Here is an 18,029-nt window from a genome sequence, read left to right as displayed (position 1 = left end):
CCTATTAACAAAATCACATTTAATTGAAAATCTGAAAAAGTGTAGTAATTCTACTACTAACAATCGTTAGGATAGATAAATATTATAAATCAACACATTACACAGGAAATATATAAGAAAAAATCAGGAAATATTAACGCCAAAAAGATGTCCTACTAAAGCTGTAACTCCCATTGCTACGGTTCCCCAAAAGCAAATTCTAAGGACTGCTATTTTAATGCTGGAACCTCCTGTTCTCGCTGAAATTGCACCTAAAAGCATAAGAAATATAATAGAAAATCCGTACTGAAAGTATATCATTTCTTTAATAGGAGCTAAAAGAGAAACGGTAAATGGTAACAAAGCACCTACAGCAAAAGATCCAAACGATGCAACAGCTGCTTGTAAAGGCTTTGCCTGGGTGATTTCATTAATTCCCAATTCATCACGGGCATGTGCTTCCAGCGCATTATGTTCTGTAAGTTCCGTTGCCACCTGCATTGCAGTTTCCTTACTACAGCCTCTTCTTTCGTAGATTTTAGCCAACTCTCTAAGTTCTATTTCGGGCATTTCTTCAAGCTCTCTTTTTTCACGGATAAGATCAGCTTTTTCTGTATCCTCCTGTGAACTTACGGAGACATATTCTCCAGCAGCCATAGACATTGCTCCGGCAATCATTCCAGCCAACGCAGCAAGAATAATAACATGTCTCTCAGGTTCTGCGGCTGCCACACCAATAACAATACTTGTGGTAGACAATAAACCATCATTAGCTCCTAATACTGCAACACGAAGCCACCCTACTCTATTTACATAATGTTTCTCCAATTGATGATGCATAATGTGAAAATATTTTATATGTAGTTTAAAAATCTAAGACAATAGGAATTTCCCAGTTGCAGATTAAAGTTATAAAATGTTTTTTCAAGAACCATTTTAAATTACAGCTTAGCATGTAAAGAGCACTCCATAAAATATACATTATCAATAACATAACTATCAAAAAGAATCCTCTTAAAGTAAAAGATCCTATTTTCTTATATTTGCATCCATAAAATTCTACAAAAAATATCAATGAATCTATTATACATTAATTGGAATGTGGATCCTGAAATAGTTAATATTCTCGGAATCCCCTTAAAATACTATGGATTATTATTTCTTACAGGGCTTATTCTGTCACTTAATATTCTGAAAAAAATTTATAAAAAAGAAAATTTAAGCACTCAGGCACATGAAGCTCTATTTTCATATGCTCTTATTGGGATTTTAGTGGGGGCAAGATTAGGGCACTGTCTTTTCTACGATTTTGATTATTATTCCCAACATCCGATCGAAATCTTTTTACCTATTCAAAAAGGACCTGATGGGGCTTATCACTTTATTGGTTTTGCAGGACTTGCAAGTCATGGTGGTGGAATTGGTTTAATGATCATGCTGTTGTTATATTCAAGAAAATTCTCTATTCCTTTAATGACAGTTTTGGATGCCATCGCAATTGTACTTCCGTTAGCGGGTGTTTTCATCAGGCTTGCCAATCTCATGAACTCAGAAATCATAGGAATTCCTACAGATGTTCCCTGGGCATTTATATTTGAAAAGGTAGACAATCTTCCAAGGCATCCGGCTCAGCTGTATGAAGCGATCTCTTATTTCATTATTTTTATTTTGATTTATGTGATTTATAAAAAGGATATATTTAAAATAGGAAGAGGATTTTACTTTGGGATCAGCATTCTTCTAATCTTTATCATGAGAATTCTGATTGAATTTGTTAAGGTAGATCAGGCAGAATTCGAGCACGGAATGAGCTTAAACATGGGACAGCTTTTAAGTATTCCTTTTGTAATTCTGGGGCTGTTCTTTATGATAAAAAGTATTCTGGAAAAAGGAAAGATGAAAGTTTCATAGCTTATCCTTATTTAATTTAATAATAAAAAACTCACTGAAATTAGTATTTCAGTGAGTTTTCTTTTTGGAGCAGTTATTTCAAAATTATCTGGTTGTATAACCACCATTTGCAAAAATAGTCTGCCCGGTGATCCACCAACCATCAGTTACGAGAAATTCTACTAATGGAGCAATATCTTTGATGTCCGTAAGTCCACCCAATGCTGATGCAGATTTATGGTAAGCAACGGCATCGTCAGTTTCCTGTCCATAGAAAAATGGTGTATCCATGGGACCTGGCGCTACAGCTGTCACTGAAATTCCTCTTGTACCAAATTCTTTAGAAGCAGCTCTGGTAAAATGTTCCACAGGCGCTTTTGCTCCGGCATATGTAGAATATAAGCCCGTATAAGCTGCTAATAATGATGTAACAATAGTACAGATTTTACCATGATCATTCAGTTTTTTCCCAGCTTCCTGCAAAAAGAAATACGCTGATTTTGAATTTACGTTGAACATGGTGTCATATTCAGCTTCGGTGGTTTCTGAAAAGGGCTTCTTCAGTACCATTCCTACTGTATTAATGGCAATATCTACGCCTCCGAAACGAGAGATTGTCTCATCAAAAAACTTTGTAATATTATCCACTTTCGTCAGATCTCCCTGAAATAAGAATGCTTCTGCACCCAGCGCCTGAACTTCCGATAATGTTTTTTCACTTTCTGCTTTAGAGCTTTCACTGTTATAATGGATCGCTAGTTTCGCACCTTTCTTTGCAAAGTCTCTGCTTAATAAACCACCAAGGTTTTTTCCACCTCCGGCAATTAAAACAACTTTTCCTTTTACATCTTGCGTTGACATGAGTTTTTATTTTTAATTGTTAATGAAGCAAAGGTGGACAATAAAACTCGTCTCAACATGGTGAAATTTTCGGGAGTTCTCTTAAATTTTCATAATATAATTTTATCAGAATTAAAAAAATATAAAAACATTATATAAACACTATAACTTTAATATTTCATTATTTACCAATCAGATACGGGTTCATCTATACTTTTTATATTAAACAGTTTGCATCTTTTTCTAACTTAAGTGAATTTTAGGCATAACATTTGATACTTTCACACCCGTATTAACACACCACTTCAATCTTAATATATTTTTTTTAAATCCTCAGCTTACTGAGGATTTTTTTTATTAAAACCTGTTTAATATTGCTTTAACTTCCGCAATTACACTGTTTCCGCGGTATTATCCAGAAAACCATTTCTGATAATCAATCATTTAAAACGGCTTTATTCATTTTATTGTTGTATATTTGTACATTAATTAACCAAGTCAATACTTTGTTTTCTGTAACGACCGGAATATATTTTATTCAGTCTTTGCTTTTTGAGCAGCCATATTTTTAACTTTTATTCTTCTACCAAGAGCAATATTTGTCGGAATTTTAAAGCTCTGTATGATTGGGAAAATCCAAGACAGAAAACACTGACGGGCTTTAAGGTCTAAGGCAGACCAGATTGAACAATACAATTTATAGAAACTAAATACTAAAAATAATTTATGGCAGATTCTTTTTCTAAAAAGGAAAATTTCAAGAAAAAAATTCAAAAGCAAAAAGAAAAAGCGTTAAGACGCGAAGAACGTAAAACGAACAACAACAAAGGTAAGGACATGGAGGACGTCTTCATGTACGTAGATGAATTTGGAAGATTAACGTCTACTCCACCGGAACAAAGACAGGAAGTAAACCTTGATGATATTCAGTTGGGAGCAGCTCCAATTATTGAGGAGGGTCCAAGAAAAACAGGAATCGTTACTTTCCTTAGTGAAAAAGGATATGGTTTCATTACTGAAGATAACTCTAAAGAAAATATCTTCTTCCACAATAACAACTGTGTAGAGCCTGTAAAAAAAGGAAACAAAGTATCTTTCGAAAAAGAAAAATCTCCAAAAGGATTTTCAGCTGTTGAGATTCAAATAGTCAAATAATAATAAACGACTTTATATAATAAAAGCCACCTTTTCGGGTGGCTTTCTTCATGCATCGTAAAAAATAAAAATGGTCGGTTTCTAAAACCGAAAAAGAGTATTGTATATTGTAAACTATTAAGATTTAAAGAGCATTAAGGATGGTTTCAAAATAAATTGAGATTGCTTCATATTTGGTATGCAACTACCATCCCTAATGAGTTTGTATTTTAATAATCTAGTCTAGCTTTCCGCCCAAAGCTTTAAACAACAAAACATTATTTCTAGTGTTCTGATGTTGAAATTGCAAAAGATCCAGTTCCGCGGTCAGTTTACTTTTCTGGGAATTGATCAGTTCAAAATAATTGGCATATCCCGTCAGATAGAGGTCATTAGAAACTTCTACACCACGATCCAGGAAGCCAACTTCTTCCGATTTTAATTTTAAAACTCTTTCATAGATCTTTGTCTGCTTTAAAATAGACTGAAGCTCATTAAAAGCGGTCGTTATGCTCTTCTGATAGTTCAAAAAAGCTATTTCCTGCTCTTTACTTGCTACATTAAACTCATATTTCAATTGCCCTTTATTAAAAACAGGAACCATTAACCCTCCCAATAGCTGCCCAGCCAGTGAGCTTGGTTTGAAAAGCGTTTCTACGGAGAAAGAATTCATCCCGATACCTACACCGAGATCAATCTTTGGATAAAATGCAGCTCTCGCAGCCTTGGCATCTGCTTGTGAAGCTTCCAATACGTAATAGTTTGCGGCTACATCCGGTCTTGAGTGAATGACCGCTTCTACATTAATGGTTTTGTTTAAAACATCCATATTGGTAGGCATCAGCAACTTTCCACGTTTCACGTCTCCACCGTAGCTTCCTGTTAAGGTTGTAATTGCCTGTTCAACGGTAACGATTTCTACTTTAATATGTTCTATTTCTGCAAGCCAGTTATTATTCTGAGCTTTAAACTGTTGTACTGCCAATTCCGTAGCTTTTCCTACTTCACGCTGTGCCAACACAATTTCAAAAGCTCTCTGCTGAAGGTTGTAGTTTTTCTGATAAATCGCAAGACGGTTATCCAATGTTACCAATTGATAATACAGATTGGCAATATCTGTAAAAAGTTCTACCTGAAGTAACCTCAGCCCTTCTGTAGAGGCTAGGAATTTTTTCTGGGCTGCAATTTTTTTATTTTTCAGCTTCCCCCAGGCATCAATTTCCCAGCTGCTTCTTGCTCCCAGCCAGTAATTCGGGGTGAAATCGCGGTTTATCTTCTGTTCTTCGGTAATATTTGGGGAAAGATTGGTATCGTAGTTCCCTACGCCTTCCATTGTATATTTTCCGTATCGGTTTCCGCTAGCTTCTGCACCTACTTCAAGGGATGGTAAGAGATCCATCTTTGAACGCTGCAAAAAACTGTTGGCAATTTCTACTCTTTGCTGGGCAATCTGAAAATCAGGATTAGCCTGTACTACTTTATCAAATAGTTCCAGTAAATAAGTGTCTGTAAAGTAACCTTTCAGATTCAATTGCTTAAATTCTTCTGAATTTGCAGTTTTAGCAGGGGCTTCCGGTAATTCCTGAGCTTTTTTGATATCTGTTACTTTTGGAACAGCACAAGAAACTAAACTTAACGCTGCTATTCCGTATAATATATTTCTATGATTTAATCTTTTCATCTTTCTTCTTATTTTCAAGTTTTGCAAAGAATATATATAACCCCGGAATCACTACCAATCCGAAGATCGTTCCGATTAACATTCCTCCTGCAGCCGCTGTACCAATGGAACGGTTACCAATAGCTCCTGCTCCGGAAGCAATACACAGCGGAATAAGTCCTGCTACAAAGGCAAAGGAAGTCATCAGGATAGGTCTAAGACGTTGTCTTGCTCCTTCGATAGCGGCAGGAATAATGTCATATCCCTGTTTATTTCTTGCCACAGCAAATTCTACAATCAGGATCGCATTTTTTGCAAGAAGTCCGATCAACATGACCAAAGCGACCTGCGCATAAATGTTATTATCCAATCCTGCAAGTACCAATGCGATATAAGATCCGAAAATACCTGTAGGAAGACTTAGTAATACCGGCAAAGGAAGAAGGAAACTTTCATATTGGGCTGCCAATAAAAGGTAAACGAATAATAAACAGATCAGGAAGATATAAACCGTCTGGTTTCCTGAAAGAATTTCTTCTCTTGTCATTCCCGACCATTCGATATCAAAACCTCTTGGCAGTGTTTCTTTAGCAACACGTTCTACTGCTGCAATGGCATCACCGGAACTATAACCATCTGCCGGTTCACCATTGATCATTGCTGACATATACATATTATATCTCGTAAGTACCTCTGGTCCGTATACTTTTTCAATTGTGATAAATGTAGAGAACGGAACCATTTCACCTTTATCATTTTTAAGGTATAAATTCAGGATACTTTCAGGAGTATCTCTATGCTCAGGACTTGCCTGAACCATTACTTTATACATCTGGCTGAAACGAATAAAATTGGTCGCGTAATATGAACCTAGCATCGTCTGCAGTGTTGACATGGCATTATCTACAGAAATTCCTTTCTTTGCTGCCATATCATAGTCTACATTGATCATATATTGCGGGAAAGTAGCATCAAAACTGGTAAAACTGTTCTGCAACTCTGGTGCTTCATTCAGCTTTTTAACGAAATCCTTGGTGATTTTATCAGTATTTTCGATGGTTCCTCCGGTTCGGTCCAGTAAACGTAATTCAAATCCACTTGTGTTTCCGAAACCTGGAACTGTTGGCGGAGCAAAAATTTCAATCTGCGCATCGGCTATTCCTTTTGTTTTCTGTGAAAGTTCTGTGATCAGATCATTTACAGAAATGGATCTTTGCTTCCAGTCTTTAAGGTTAATCATTGCCATACCGTAGGATGACCCTGCGATTTCCGTTACAATACTGTATCCGGCAAGGGTGGTTACATTCTCTACACCTTCTATTTTCTTGGCAATTACGGTCACTTCATCTAATACTTTCTCCGTTCTTTCTACCGTTGCTCCCTGAGGGGTGGTAACACTTACGTATACCATTCCCTGGTCTTCCATAGGGATAAATCCTGTTGGTAAAAACTTACTTGTCACAAACGTTAATCCTACAAACAGAAACAGTAATCCGAAAGTCACTGTAGTTCTTGTAGCGAATTTTGACAAGATTCCTACATAACCATTCGTGAGTCTTTCAAAACCGGTATTAAAACTTTGGAAAGCTCTGTCGATGATCGTTTTCTTTTTATTGTGATCATGTGGTTTTAAAATAATAGCACATAATGCCGGAGTAAGCGTTAATGCATTCACCCCTGAAATCACAATACTGATTGCCAGCGTTAATGAAAACTGACGATAAAATACTCCTACCGGACCATCAAGAAATGCTACAGGAATAAATACGGCAGACATTACAATTGTAATAGCCACTACCGCGCCTGCTATTTCTTTCGTAGCACTGATGGTGGCATCCATTGCATTCATCCCTTCTTCCATTTTTACGTGGACGGCTTCTACAACGACAATAGCATTATCCACCACAATTCCGATGGCAAGTACCAAGGCAAACAAAGTCAGTAGGTTTACCGAGAAATCAAGCATATTCATAAAGGCGAATGTTCCTACTAATGCTACAGGAACTGCCAATACAGGAATAAGAGTAGAACGCCAGTCCTGAAGGAAGATAAACACCACAATTCCCACAAGAATAAATGCTTCAATAAGCGTTGTCAATACCGCACTGATAGATGCATCAAGGAATCGGGAAACATCATAAGCCATGTTATATTCCATTCCGGGAGGGAAAGATGTCACCTTTAATTCATCCATTTTAGCTTTTACACTTTCGATTACTTCGGAAGCATTGGAGCCGGGACGCTGTTTCATCATAATAGATGCAGAAGGTCTTCCGTCTGTCTTGGAAACCATTCCGTAATTCATTGCCCCGAATTCTACCTTGGCAATATCTTTCAATTTTAAAATCGTTCCGTTTACATCAGATCTGATAGGAACTTCTTCATATTGTTTAGGTTCAAAAAATTTACCTTTATATTTAATAACATATTGAAGCTGACTGGACGTTTTTCCAGACGTTTCTCCCACTTTTCCGGGAGCTGCGGAAATATTCTGCTTTTGTAACGAAGTGATCACTTCATCAGCTGAAATACTGTATGCTGCCATTTTTTGCGGATCAAGCCATACCCTCATTGAGTATTCTTTTTGTCCCATAATTTCGGCACGTCCTACTCCATCAATACGTTTCAGTTCCTGAAGTACATTAATATCCGTGAAATTGTAAATAAACTGCTCATCCTGACTGGGATCTGTACTGGTAATATTCAGATACATCAGCATACTGTTTACCTCTTTTTCAGTGGTTACCCCTGCGCGGATTACTTCTTCAGGAAGTTCATCAAGAATGGTTGTTACCCTGTTCTGTACGTTTACAGCTGCCACATCCGGATCTGTTCCTACTTCAAAGAAAACCTGGATAAGGGTAAGCCCATCATTAGACGTTACCGTTGACATATATGTCATCCCCGGAACTCCGTTAATAGCACGCTCTAAAGGGAGCGCCACCGCATTGGCGGATACTTCGGCATTTGCACCCGTATATTTTGCTGTTACCGTTACAGAAGGGGGCACAATATCGGGGAATTGTGTGATAGGCATCTTTAATAATGCCATAATTCCCAGTAATACAAATAATATGGAAATAACCAACGAAAGAACCTTTCGTCTTATAAACATTTCTACCATAGTAAGTTGATTTAAAGATTATGAAAGGTTAATACTTCTTTTTGATTTTGATAATATCACCATCCTTTAAGGACTGAGTACCTTCATAAATGATTAAATCTCCTTTTTTAAGACCGCTTTCCACCATATAAGAATCCCTTAATGTAGTTCCGATCTTGATATTGGTCATTTTCACTTTATTTTGTTTATCCACTACAAAAACATAGGTCTTATCCTGGATAGAGAATGTAGATTTTTGAGGAATAAGAATCGCTTTATCCTGATTTTCTGAAATGATAAGTTTACCTGAAGTACCATGTTTGATCAAATGATCCGGATTCGGGAAAAGTACTTTATAACGAATGGAACCTGTAGTTCTGTCGATTTCTCCTTCAGCTGTTTTTAAAGCACCGTTAAACTGGTAATTTACGCCATTTGGCAGCGTTAATTCAATTTTTTGATGGCTTCCGATTTTATCATTGGCTAAAAGTTCAAAATAAAGGTTTTCAGGAATTGAAAAGTAAGCATAAACCTCATTAAGCTGTGATAATGTCGTCAACAAAGCCCCATTTTCCACCAAACTTCCGTCTTTGTGAGGAATAACGTCTATCACTCCGTCAAAAGGTGCTGTAATCTTTGTGAAACTTATCTTCTGAAGTACGGTTCTTCTTTCTGCATCAGAAAACGCATGCTTGGCTTTTGCTGATGAAAGCTTAGCTTTTACCAGTTCCAGTTCGTTGTTTGCCACAAACTTTTTAGCATGTAGGCTCTGAATTTGTTTCAGTTCTACTTCTGCGATACGAACGTCTGCTTCTGTTTGTTTTAATGCAGCATTCGCTTTAAGAAGTTCCATCTGCAATTCAGCATCATTGATCTTAAACAAAGGCTGTCCCTGCTGTACAAACTGTCCTTCATTTACATATATATGTTGTATAATCCCACCAATTCTAGAACGTATCTCAACATTCTTTTTTGCCTGGATATCAGTCACAAACTGATTACTTACAAGGGTATCTTTTTCCTTGATTTCCAGTACGGGAACTTCTTTATCATTTTGATTGCTCTTTTTCTTGTCTTTACTGCATGACACAGCGAATAATATTGCAAAACTGCAAATTATTACGTTTTTAAAATACATTTATAGATGTTTAAGTTATAAAAATTTCGTTAAAATAATCTGAATTTCAACAACTTAAACTAGTACAACTGGAGAAGATGGAGAAAAGATTTCACTCCACAAATAATAGAAACTGCAATATCAGGAAGACTGATTTTAGGAGCAACCTTTAGAATTGCTGAAAAATTTCCTACTGCATGATCATCTTTACGTAACGAATGTTTTACAATTTTGGAAGCTGCAGGCAACGCATGGGTGTTCATGTCTGCTTCTTCGTAGACATCCAACAGATGAATATTGCTTACATGAGGAAGGTGAGGAATATCCTGTAACGAGTTTTCCGCCCAATTCGAATTGAAAAGGGTAAAAACAAGTATGATATAAAATAAGAAAAATGACCTCAGACCTGCCATGTCAACCAGAATACATTAGTTTTTTAGTAAAAACAATAATCCTGCAAAATTAGGAATTTTAAATGGAGTTATCGTCTTTAATTTGTTAAAAAAACTTAAACAATGGGGCAATAATTCCACTAAATATAATTTAAAATTCTATGGAATGACAGAATACATGGATAATCATCATAATATATTTATCATTCCACCCGAATCTAAATAAAATCATTAAAGATTTTGGCTAAAGCCTGTTGAATCCCTATCGATTATTAACAGTCCTTATTCTATTGAATCAGTAAATTACTGTTAGAACAATTTACTCAATACTCTAAAACGGTAATCGAAAATATATTCCAGTTTCTTTTTTACAAATAAAGAGTGTGCTATTTCTCCCAAAAAGCCCATTGGAAGTTCATAATCTATCGTATCTTTCATTAAAACCCCATGTTCGTTGGAAATAAACTCATGATGATGGTTCCATAGTTTGTAAGGACCTTTCTTCTGGAAATCAATAAAGCTTTTCTGAAAATCAACATGGGTAATCTCAGTCTGCCATTTCATTTTAATCCCAAATAATGGAGACACATAATAATCAATGAGCATTCCTTCATATATTTCATCATCATCCATTTCGGTCAAGACAATAAATCCCATGTCTTTGGGGGTAATTTCTGAAAGGTTATTTGCTGAGGAAAAGAATTTCCAGGCGGTTTCTATATCACAGTTTAATTGTTGTTCTCGGAAAAGCGTGTGTTTCATTTTGAATGCTTAAATATTTGGAAGACTACTTCATTTACTTTTAACACAATAATTTTTTAAATTATAAATTCCAAAATATCGATTATATTTAAAATAAGTAGAGTCATTAAGAATATAGACAAAATCATTTCTATGCGTTGACAGATCACTTACGGGAATTACTCTAAATTTTATCTTTTTACCCAATGAGATATTCCTACATTTTTCTGGATTATTATGATCTTTAAATGCTTCAATAAAATCGTTATTATCTGCTACTAAAATTTTCACTGTATCATTTTCATAAACTTTAACAATGGTTCGCTTTATTGTAAATTCCAAATGATGGGAACGACAACTAATACAAAGCAATCCGACTATAAGTAATCCAATTACATTTTTCATATCAATTATACTTCACATCAAAACAGGTCTATGTTTATTTATAATGCTGAAAAATTCCAAAATCAGAGGGTGTCCAAAGAGCTGCTTTTTGTCCTGCAGCTTTCAAGGCGTTATTACTCCATGTATTACATGTGTAAAGAAAACTGTAAGTTCCCTTTGCATCATAAAACGCATCGTTATCACCATATACAGCATTGGTAGGAATCAGCATGAATTTTCCGTTTTGATCTCTGTCGAATTTATCCTCCACAAATTTTACTAAATTTTTATACTGATTTCTGCTGATCATAATCTTTTTGCAATCCTCTCCTTCTTTCATCGCATAATAATAAGTACAATGCATTGCTGAATCGCTTAACCAAAATGCTGCTTTCACAGCTGTTGAAAATTTCAGGTCTGCCCAGGTAGGAGTATCCAGATAAAATCCTTTATCTCCCCAGCCTATTCCAACATAATTATAATCGGTTTTTTTAGATTTTGTATCTTCAAAAGGAATCATCAGGCTCCAGTCTTTAAGGTCATTTCTTACTGGCATTACAATATCGGTATGTACTCCGTTGGTATAAATATAGATCGGAATATCTTTCTTTTCGCCGTCATCTTTTGCTGAAACAGGAATGTACGGGATCAATAGTCCGAGAAGAACATAAATAATGACTACTCCCAGAATAATTCCGACAACTTTCAGCGCGTAGATTAATACAGTTTTCACATTCATGTTTTTGAATAAAATTTAATATATAGTTTTTCGTAAAAGTATTTGTTTTAATCGGAAAAATGACTATATTTAATTACGAAATATTCACAAATATGCGTAAAAATACCAAATCCCAGAAAAGATTTAAAGTAAGAGTAAAAACTGCTCCAAAAAGAATACAAAAAAAACGTTGATTTTCGGTGAGACTTTAATCTCCTGAAAATCAATTTTTCTTTTTAGGAAAAGCTTTTTGAGTAATTTATTCAGTTAAATCTTAACCTCCTTAGCTTGGAAAATCTAAGGGATGGCTGTTTATCCACTTTATTTGGAGTTTAATAAATTTCCAAAGTAGGAATCATCACCAAAAGTTTGAGTTAAAATCAGTCTGAAGATTTCTGCAGAAATTCAATATTTCTCTTCAGCCCGGCAAATTTAGTTCTTTTTACAGGTGATTTTTTGAAGATCTCAGAGAAGATTTCCTGAGTAAGATCTTTCCATTCTCCTTTTTTGAAATTCTTCAAAGCTTCATTAGGCTTAAATCTGCTCTGCTGATGAGGTGCCGAAAATCGGTTCCAGGGGCAAACGTCCTGGCAGATATCACACCCAAACATCCAATCTTCCATTTTATCTTTAAAAGAGTCTGGAATTTCGTTTTTTAATTCTATGGTGGCATAAGAAATACAACGGCTCCCGTCAATGATCTTTTCTGAAACAATAGCATCTGTAGGACAAGCATCTATACATTTTCTACACGTTCCGCAATGATCTGTAGTTTCATGGTCAGGAATAAGCTCCAAATCACATATAATTTCAGCCAGAAAATAAAATGATCCGTTTTGTTTTGTGATTAGGTTTGCATTTTTTCCCACCCAGCCAATACCAGATTTTCTTGCCCAGCTTCTCTCCAAAATCGGTGCAGAGTCTACAAAAACCCTGAATCCGAATTCACCGATCTCTTCCTGCAGTTCAGCCACCATTTCACGAAGAATTTCTTTGATGACTTCATGATAGTCTTCCGCGTAGGCATATTTTGAGATCTTAAAATTCTCAAGAATAGAAATTTTTTCTTCAGGAAAGTAGTTATAAGAAAGTGAAATAACAGATTTAGAGCCTTCTACCAACAGTCTTGGATCAAGCCTTTTATCGAAATGATTTTCCATATACTTCATTTCGCCATTGAAGTTATTCTTAAGCCATTTCTCAAGATGTGCTGCGTCTTCCTCCAAAAAATCTGCCTTAGAAATACCACAACTTTGAAACCCAAAACTTTTTGCTTTGGATTTTATAAGTTGAGAATATTTTTCAGCGCCTGCATTAATTAATTTCACAGTGTAAAATTAAGATTATTTTATATATTTGGTCCCGAAAAAAAATTACTTAAAAAAACACTGAAATTTAAAACAACTAATAATAGCTATGAAAAAATTAAGTCTTTTAGCAGGATTTCTTGCTACAAGCATGTATTATGCACAAATTAAATTTGAAGAAGGTTATTTCATCGATAATTCAGGGGCAAAAAAGGAGGTTTTAATCAGAAACGTAGACTGGAAAAATAATCCTGTAGACATTGAATACAAAACTGATAATGCCTCAAAAGTTCAGAAAGAAACGATCAGCAATATTCAGGAATTCAGTATTAACGGAGGGAGAAAATTTATAAGAGCAAAAGTAATGCTTGACCGTTCTTCCGGGAATCTAAATTCAATGTCTTATACTCATGAGCCGGATTTTAAAGAGGAAACAATATTTCTTAAATATGTTGTTGAAGGTAAAGCTGGGCTTTTTTATTATGAAGACGGTAACCTGAGAAGATATTTCTATTCATCAGAAAATTCAGAACCTAAGCAATTAATTTACAAACCTTATTACATCGATCAGTCGAGTATTGCTTATAATGAAGATTACAAAAAACAAATCGCTGAGCAATTAAAATGTGGTATCACGGCTGAACAGATTAAACGTCTCGATTATACAACAAAAGATCTTACAAAAACCTTTATCCAATATAATGAGTGTTCAGGAAACCAGATCATCAATTATGAAAAGAAGGATGAAAAAGCAAAAAGTCTTGTTCATCTAAATATCAGAGCCGGAATGAACATCTCAGAACTTAACGTCTACGAACCTTCCAATATTAGTCCGAGCTATCATTTTGGAAATAAAAATTCTTTCAGAATAGGACTGGAACTTGAATATGTTCTTCCATTTAATAAAAATAAATGGGCAGTATTCATTGAGCCGACTTACCAATATTATAAAAACAGTACAGAAGTTGTTACTCTTCCCGGAAGTCTCTTTGAAACTAGGTATACCGCAACTGCTGATTATAAATCTATTGAGGTTCCTTTCGGAGTGAGGCATTATTTCTTTTTAAGTGATAAATCAAAAATCTTTTTGAACGCAGCATATGTTCTGGATTTTGCGTTGAATTCTACTGTAACGATTGAAAGGTCGAAAATGGATATAGAATCAGGAGGAAATATGGTATTTGGGGCAGGATTTAAATATGATAAATTCAGTGCGGAAGTACGAGTGGGAACTTACAGAGGGCTGTTCCGTAATTATATGTATGTAGACGGAGACTATAGAGCTGCGTCTTTCATATTAGGATATACTCTATTCTAAATACGGAACGAATAAAAAGTTTCGGAAAAAATTACGTAATTTCGTTTATAATTTAATGTTTAAAACAAACAACTATGTCTTTAATAGAAGTAATACAATCAGGAAACTATGAATTAATTGATGTTCGTGAGCCTATGGAGCTTGAAATGGAAGGAAATATTGATGGTGCCAAAAATATCCCTCTAGGTGAAGTAGAAGATAGACAAGATGAAATTCTATCTATTGAAAAACCGGTAATTTTATTCTGCAGAAGTGGAAACAGAAGTGGAAAAGCATTGGAATATCTTAACACACAAGGACTAAGCGATGGTTACAACGGCGGAGGCTGGGCTGACCTAAAGGCTGTTCTTGAAGCAAATAGAGGAACTTTTTAAAAGTTCCTTTTTTTATACCCTTTTGTCATGGATCTAAAGAATCGATTTGAACAGCTTTGCTTGCCATTTTCAGCAGATAATGTATTAATCAGTACTCTATGGAAAGAGATTGAAAAGAAATATTCTGAAAAAGGCAGGCATTATCATAATCTTCTTCATCTTGAAAATATGTTTCAGGAACTTGAACTGGTGAGAGATAAAATTTCAGACTTTACTGAAGTTTCTTTTTCTGTTTTTTACCATGATGTTATTTATGATGCCACTTCCAAAACTAATGAAGAAAAAAGTGCATTAACTGCCGAAACAAGACTTTCTGAGCTTGGGTTCAGTAAAGAAAGAATTTCAATAATTTCTACTCAGATTCTAGCTACAAAGTCTCATCAAAAGTCAGAGGACGGAGACACTAATTACTTATTAGATGTCGATCTTTCAGTCTTGGGAAAAGACTTTGATACTTATCTGAACTACACTAAAATGATCAGAAAAGAATATTCTATTTACCCGGATCTTCTTTATAAACCCGGAAGAAAAAAGGTTCTTAAACATTTCTTAGAGCTTGACAGTATTTTTAAGTCCGAATATTTCAAAGAAAAATATGAAACTCAGGCTAAAGAAAATATTGCCAGAGAAATCAAGCTTCTATAATTTTTTTACCATAAAAAAGAGATGCAAATAAATTTGCATCTCCCAAACACATTCATATCAAGCACAAACTTATAATGATTTGCATCATCAGTAAGTTCTACATTTTCAGGCTTGACGTATATTCACACTAGGATAAGGATGATTCAGTTTTATATTCTGACATTTCAAAAATAAGAAACAAAACATCACCTACTAGTGATTTTACTTGTTTATTTATTGTAAATTCATCTTTAACGATCACTGTTACAGATATTTCTGTTTTAAAATAAAAATTACAAAAATTCTACTACAAGAAAAAATTATTTATGGAAATTAATTCAGCTCTCATTAAGGTCAAAGAAAATTTATTCCGATAAGCTACCCAAACTTTATTGTACAATTTACAAATTATGTGTACAATAAATTTATATTTAAGGTATTAGTAAACAAAAAACACCCTTATTGAAAGGATGTTTTTATTTTATCGTTTGATTGAATACCGCCAAATTTAACTATTCTTGACTATAAACTCTACAGATCGTTCCAATACGAGTTCCTGTACTTCTTTATGCGGTGTATGCCCTACTTCCGGAATAATATATTTTTCACTATTACCGCTTACCTGAGAAACTGTTTTTTCTAACTGATCCAGTGTACCATATTCATCTTTTTCTCCTTGTATAAACAGAAGTGGGCAAATAATATCTTTTAAAAGGTATTCAATGTTCCAGGTTCTGTAATCATCTCGTGTCCATGTTTCTGTCCATGCTTTGAACAACATTTCAACCTTATCACCATGATACTTCTGAAGACGTTCCGGCAGGTTGGTTGTTTTATAGGCTTCCCAGGCATCATAAACACCTTTTAAGGTTATATCTTCTACAAAAATATGCCCTGCTTCACAGATAACTGCTTTTATTCTTTTGGGATATTTTGCAGCAGCAATCAATGCTATTGTTCCGCCATCACTATGTCCGAATAAAATAGCGTTTGTAATATTTAATTCAGTTAAAAGATCATTCAGAAGATCGGCTTCCAGTTCCATATAATTAACCGGTCTTACATGGGTAGGCATCGGAAATGATTTCCCATATCCTAAACGATCATAAGCAAGTACATTACATTCTGTAGCAGCAGCTAACTTAGCCGGAAAATCCCTCCAAAGTTGTACCGAACCAAGTGAATCATGCAGAAAAACGATTGTTGGTTTATCTTCAAATGAATTGTTATATTCTATGTATAATTTTTTGTCCTTTACATCAATTATTCTACCTTCCATTGAATAAAATTATATTAAAATTTGGGGATCTTAGTCTCTTCAAATTCTTTTAAAAGTTGATTAAAAACAGTTTCAACCGGAAGAATATCATTGATTAAAGCAGAAACCTGCCCTATTTCTAATTCTCCATCTTCCATATCGCCTTCAAACATTCCTTTTTTGGCTCTGGCTCTTCCCAAGGAGGCGATTAAAGCTTCTTTATTTCTTCCTCCCTGATATATTTCTTCAAGCTCATTAAAGAATTTATTTTTAACCATTCTTACAGGCGCCAATTCTTTTAGAGTAAGGTGAGTATCTCCTTCCTGAAGTTCTGTGATTTTCTTTTTCCAGTTATCATGTGCACTGGCTTCGGTTGTAGCAGCAAAACGAGAACCGATCTGTACTCCATCTGCACCAAGAATAATAGCAGCTTTCATCTGGGAACCTAAAGCAATTCCACCTGCTGCAATTAATGGTTTTGAGATATGATTTTTCACATTTGGGATCAGGCAGAATGTTGTTGTTTCATCTCTTCCGTTATGTCCTCCTGCTTCAAAACCTTCTGCCACCACTGCATCTACACCTGCTTCTTCGCATTTTACAGCAAATTTGGTAGAAGACACCACGTGAGCAACCTTTAACCCTTCTTTTTGTAAGGTTTCTGTATAGGTTTTTGGGTTTCCAGCTGAAGTAAATACTATTTTTACTCCTTCTTCTAAAATGATCTGAATAATTTCTTCAAGATTCGGGTAAAGCATAGGTACATTCACCCCAAAAGGCTTATCTGTTGCCTGCTTACACTTTTGAATATTTTCTCTTAAGATGTCAGGATACATACTTCCTGCTCCTATTAATCCTAATCCACCACAATTGGAAACAGCAGAAGCAAGTCTCCATCCGGAATGCCAGATCATCCCAGCCTGAATGATTGGATATTTTATATTAAAAAGCCCTGAAATTCTATTTTCGTTAACCTGCATATCATGAAGTTTTTTTGCTGAATTGAAATCTATAAAATTGCTCATGCGTAAAAATACTAAAAACAAAGGTTTTACGGGAATAATTTCGGCTTGAAATATCTGAAAATTGATAGAAATTTTAAGAATAAAACTAACACAGATTTTCAATAGCAAGACGACTTGATATTGATATCATTTCCAAGAATGTGTATAATATCTCTCTTTTGCTGA

General features: G+C 35.0%; 16 protein-coding genes. 5 read left to right on the top strand and 11 right to left on the bottom strand.

Annotation, left to right across the window (positions count from 1 at the left end; translation table 11 throughout):
* Positions 1 to 123: 123 nt before the first annotated feature.
* The gene (locus BBI01_RS05180) at positions 124 to 819 is read right to left on the bottom strand and encodes a VIT1/CCC1 transporter family protein (RefSeq protein WP_065393618.1); all 696 of its coding nucleotides are present in this window, start codon (positions 817 to 819) and stop codon (positions 124 to 126) included.
* Between the two features lie 234 nt (positions 820 to 1,053).
* Between BBI01_RS05180 and lgt the strand changes: the two genes are divergently transcribed.
* Positions 1,054 to 1,890: a prolipoprotein diacylglyceryl transferase gene (gene lgt / locus BBI01_RS05175; protein ID WP_065393617.1), complete on the top strand. Its 837-nt coding sequence runs from the start codon at positions 1,054 to 1,056 to the stop codon at positions 1,888 to 1,890.
* An 84-nt stretch (positions 1,891 to 1,974) separates the two neighbouring features.
* Here lgt and BBI01_RS05170 read toward each other — a convergent pair whose 3' ends face one another.
* Positions 1,975 to 2,730 carry an SDR family oxidoreductase gene (locus BBI01_RS05170; protein WP_065393616.1) on the bottom strand — a complete coding sequence of 252 codons (756 nt, stop codon included), beginning with the start codon at positions 2,728 to 2,730 and terminating at the stop codon, positions 1,975 to 1,977.
* 705 nt (positions 2,731 to 3,435) lie between these two features.
* Between BBI01_RS05170 and BBI01_RS05165 the strand changes: the two genes are divergently transcribed.
* Complete coding sequence (locus tag BBI01_RS05165) at positions 3,436 to 3,864, top strand: cold shock domain-containing protein (protein WP_065393615.1); 429 nt, start codon at positions 3,436 to 3,438, stop codon at positions 3,862 to 3,864.
* A 217-nt stretch (positions 3,865 to 4,081) separates the two neighbouring features.
* On the opposite strand, the gene BBI01_RS05160 is transcribed toward BBI01_RS05165, so the two are convergent.
* The 7 genes from BBI01_RS05160 to queG form a co-directional block, all read right to left on the bottom strand.
* Positions 4,082 to 5,524 carry a TolC family protein gene (locus BBI01_RS05160; RefSeq protein WP_065393614.1) on the bottom strand — a complete coding sequence of 481 codons (1,443 nt, stop codon included), beginning with the start codon at positions 5,522 to 5,524 and terminating at the stop codon, positions 4,082 to 4,084.
* Positions 5,505 to 8,627, bottom strand: a complete 3,123-nt coding sequence (locus BBI01_RS05155) for an efflux RND transporter permease subunit (RefSeq protein WP_065393613.1) — start codon at positions 8,625 to 8,627, stop codon at positions 5,505 to 5,507. Before BBI01_RS05155 ends, BBI01_RS05160 begins: the two co-directional genes overlap by 20 nt.
* A 28-nt stretch (positions 8,628 to 8,655) precedes the next feature.
* Positions 8,656 to 9,744: an efflux RND transporter periplasmic adaptor subunit gene (locus BBI01_RS05150; protein ID WP_065393612.1), complete on the bottom strand. Its 1,089-nt coding sequence runs from the start codon at positions 9,742 to 9,744 to the stop codon at positions 8,656 to 8,658.
* Between the two features lie 59 nt (positions 9,745 to 9,803).
* Positions 9,804 to 10,136: a hypothetical protein gene (locus BBI01_RS05145; protein WP_065393611.1), complete on the bottom strand. Its 333-nt coding sequence runs from the start codon at positions 10,134 to 10,136 to the stop codon at positions 9,804 to 9,806.
* A gap of 288 nt (positions 10,137 to 10,424) precedes the next feature.
* The gene (locus tag BBI01_RS05140; protein ID WP_065393610.1) at positions 10,425 to 10,877 is read right to left on the bottom strand and encodes an SRPBCC family protein; all 453 of its coding nucleotides are present in this window, start codon (positions 10,875 to 10,877) and stop codon (positions 10,425 to 10,427) included.
* Between the two features lie 418 nt (positions 10,878 to 11,295).
* Positions 11,296 to 11,979, bottom strand: a complete 684-nt coding sequence (locus BBI01_RS05130; protein ID WP_065393608.1) for a TIGR02117 family protein — start codon at positions 11,977 to 11,979, stop codon at positions 11,296 to 11,298.
* Positions 11,980 to 12,338: 359 nt separating this feature from the next.
* Positions 12,339 to 13,277: a tRNA epoxyqueuosine(34) reductase QueG gene (gene queG / locus BBI01_RS05125; RefSeq protein WP_065394127.1), complete on the bottom strand. Its 939-nt coding sequence runs from the start codon at positions 13,275 to 13,277 to the stop codon at positions 12,339 to 12,341.
* A 97-nt stretch (positions 13,278 to 13,374) separates the two neighbouring features.
* Between queG and BBI01_RS05120 the strand changes: the two genes are divergently transcribed.
* The 3 genes from BBI01_RS05120 to BBI01_RS05110 all read left to right on the top strand — a co-directional run bounded on the left by BBI01_RS05120 (position 13,375) and on the right by BBI01_RS05110 (position 15,602).
* Positions 13,375 to 14,583, top strand: a complete 1,209-nt coding sequence (locus BBI01_RS05120) for a porin family protein (protein ID WP_065393607.1) — start codon at positions 13,375 to 13,377, stop codon at positions 14,581 to 14,583.
* 74 nt (positions 14,584 to 14,657) lie between these two features.
* Positions 14,658 to 14,957, top strand: a complete 300-nt coding sequence (locus BBI01_RS05115; RefSeq protein WP_065393606.1) for a rhodanese-like domain-containing protein — start codon at positions 14,658 to 14,660, stop codon at positions 14,955 to 14,957.
* Positions 14,958 to 14,984: 27 nt separating this feature from the next.
* Positions 14,985 to 15,602 carry an HD domain-containing protein gene (locus BBI01_RS05110; RefSeq protein ID WP_065393605.1) on the top strand — a complete coding sequence of 206 codons (618 nt, stop codon included), beginning with the start codon at positions 14,985 to 14,987 and terminating at the stop codon, positions 15,600 to 15,602.
* 487 nt (positions 15,603 to 16,089) lie between these two features.
* Here the strand turns inward: BBI01_RS05110 and BBI01_RS05105 are convergent, their stop codons facing one another.
* Positions 16,090 to 16,860: an alpha/beta fold hydrolase gene (locus BBI01_RS05105; protein WP_065393604.1), complete on the bottom strand. Its 771-nt coding sequence runs from the start codon at positions 16,858 to 16,860 to the stop codon at positions 16,090 to 16,092.
* 14 nt (positions 16,861 to 16,874) lie between these two features.
* Positions 16,875 to 17,864 (bottom strand): NAD(P)H-dependent flavin oxidoreductase, encoded by a 990-nt coding sequence (locus BBI01_RS05100; protein ID WP_228393941.1) that lies wholly within the window; start codon positions 17,862 to 17,864, stop codon positions 16,875 to 16,877.
* Positions 17,865 to 18,029: the final 165 nt, after the last annotated feature.

The organism is Chryseobacterium artocarpi (assembly GCF_001684975.1).
Taxonomy (GTDB): Bacteria; Bacteroidota; Bacteroidia; order Flavobacteriales; family Weeksellaceae; genus Chryseobacterium; species Chryseobacterium artocarpi.
Note: the sequence above shows the minus strand (reverse complement) of the source record. Positions and strands in the feature narration are given on the sequence as shown.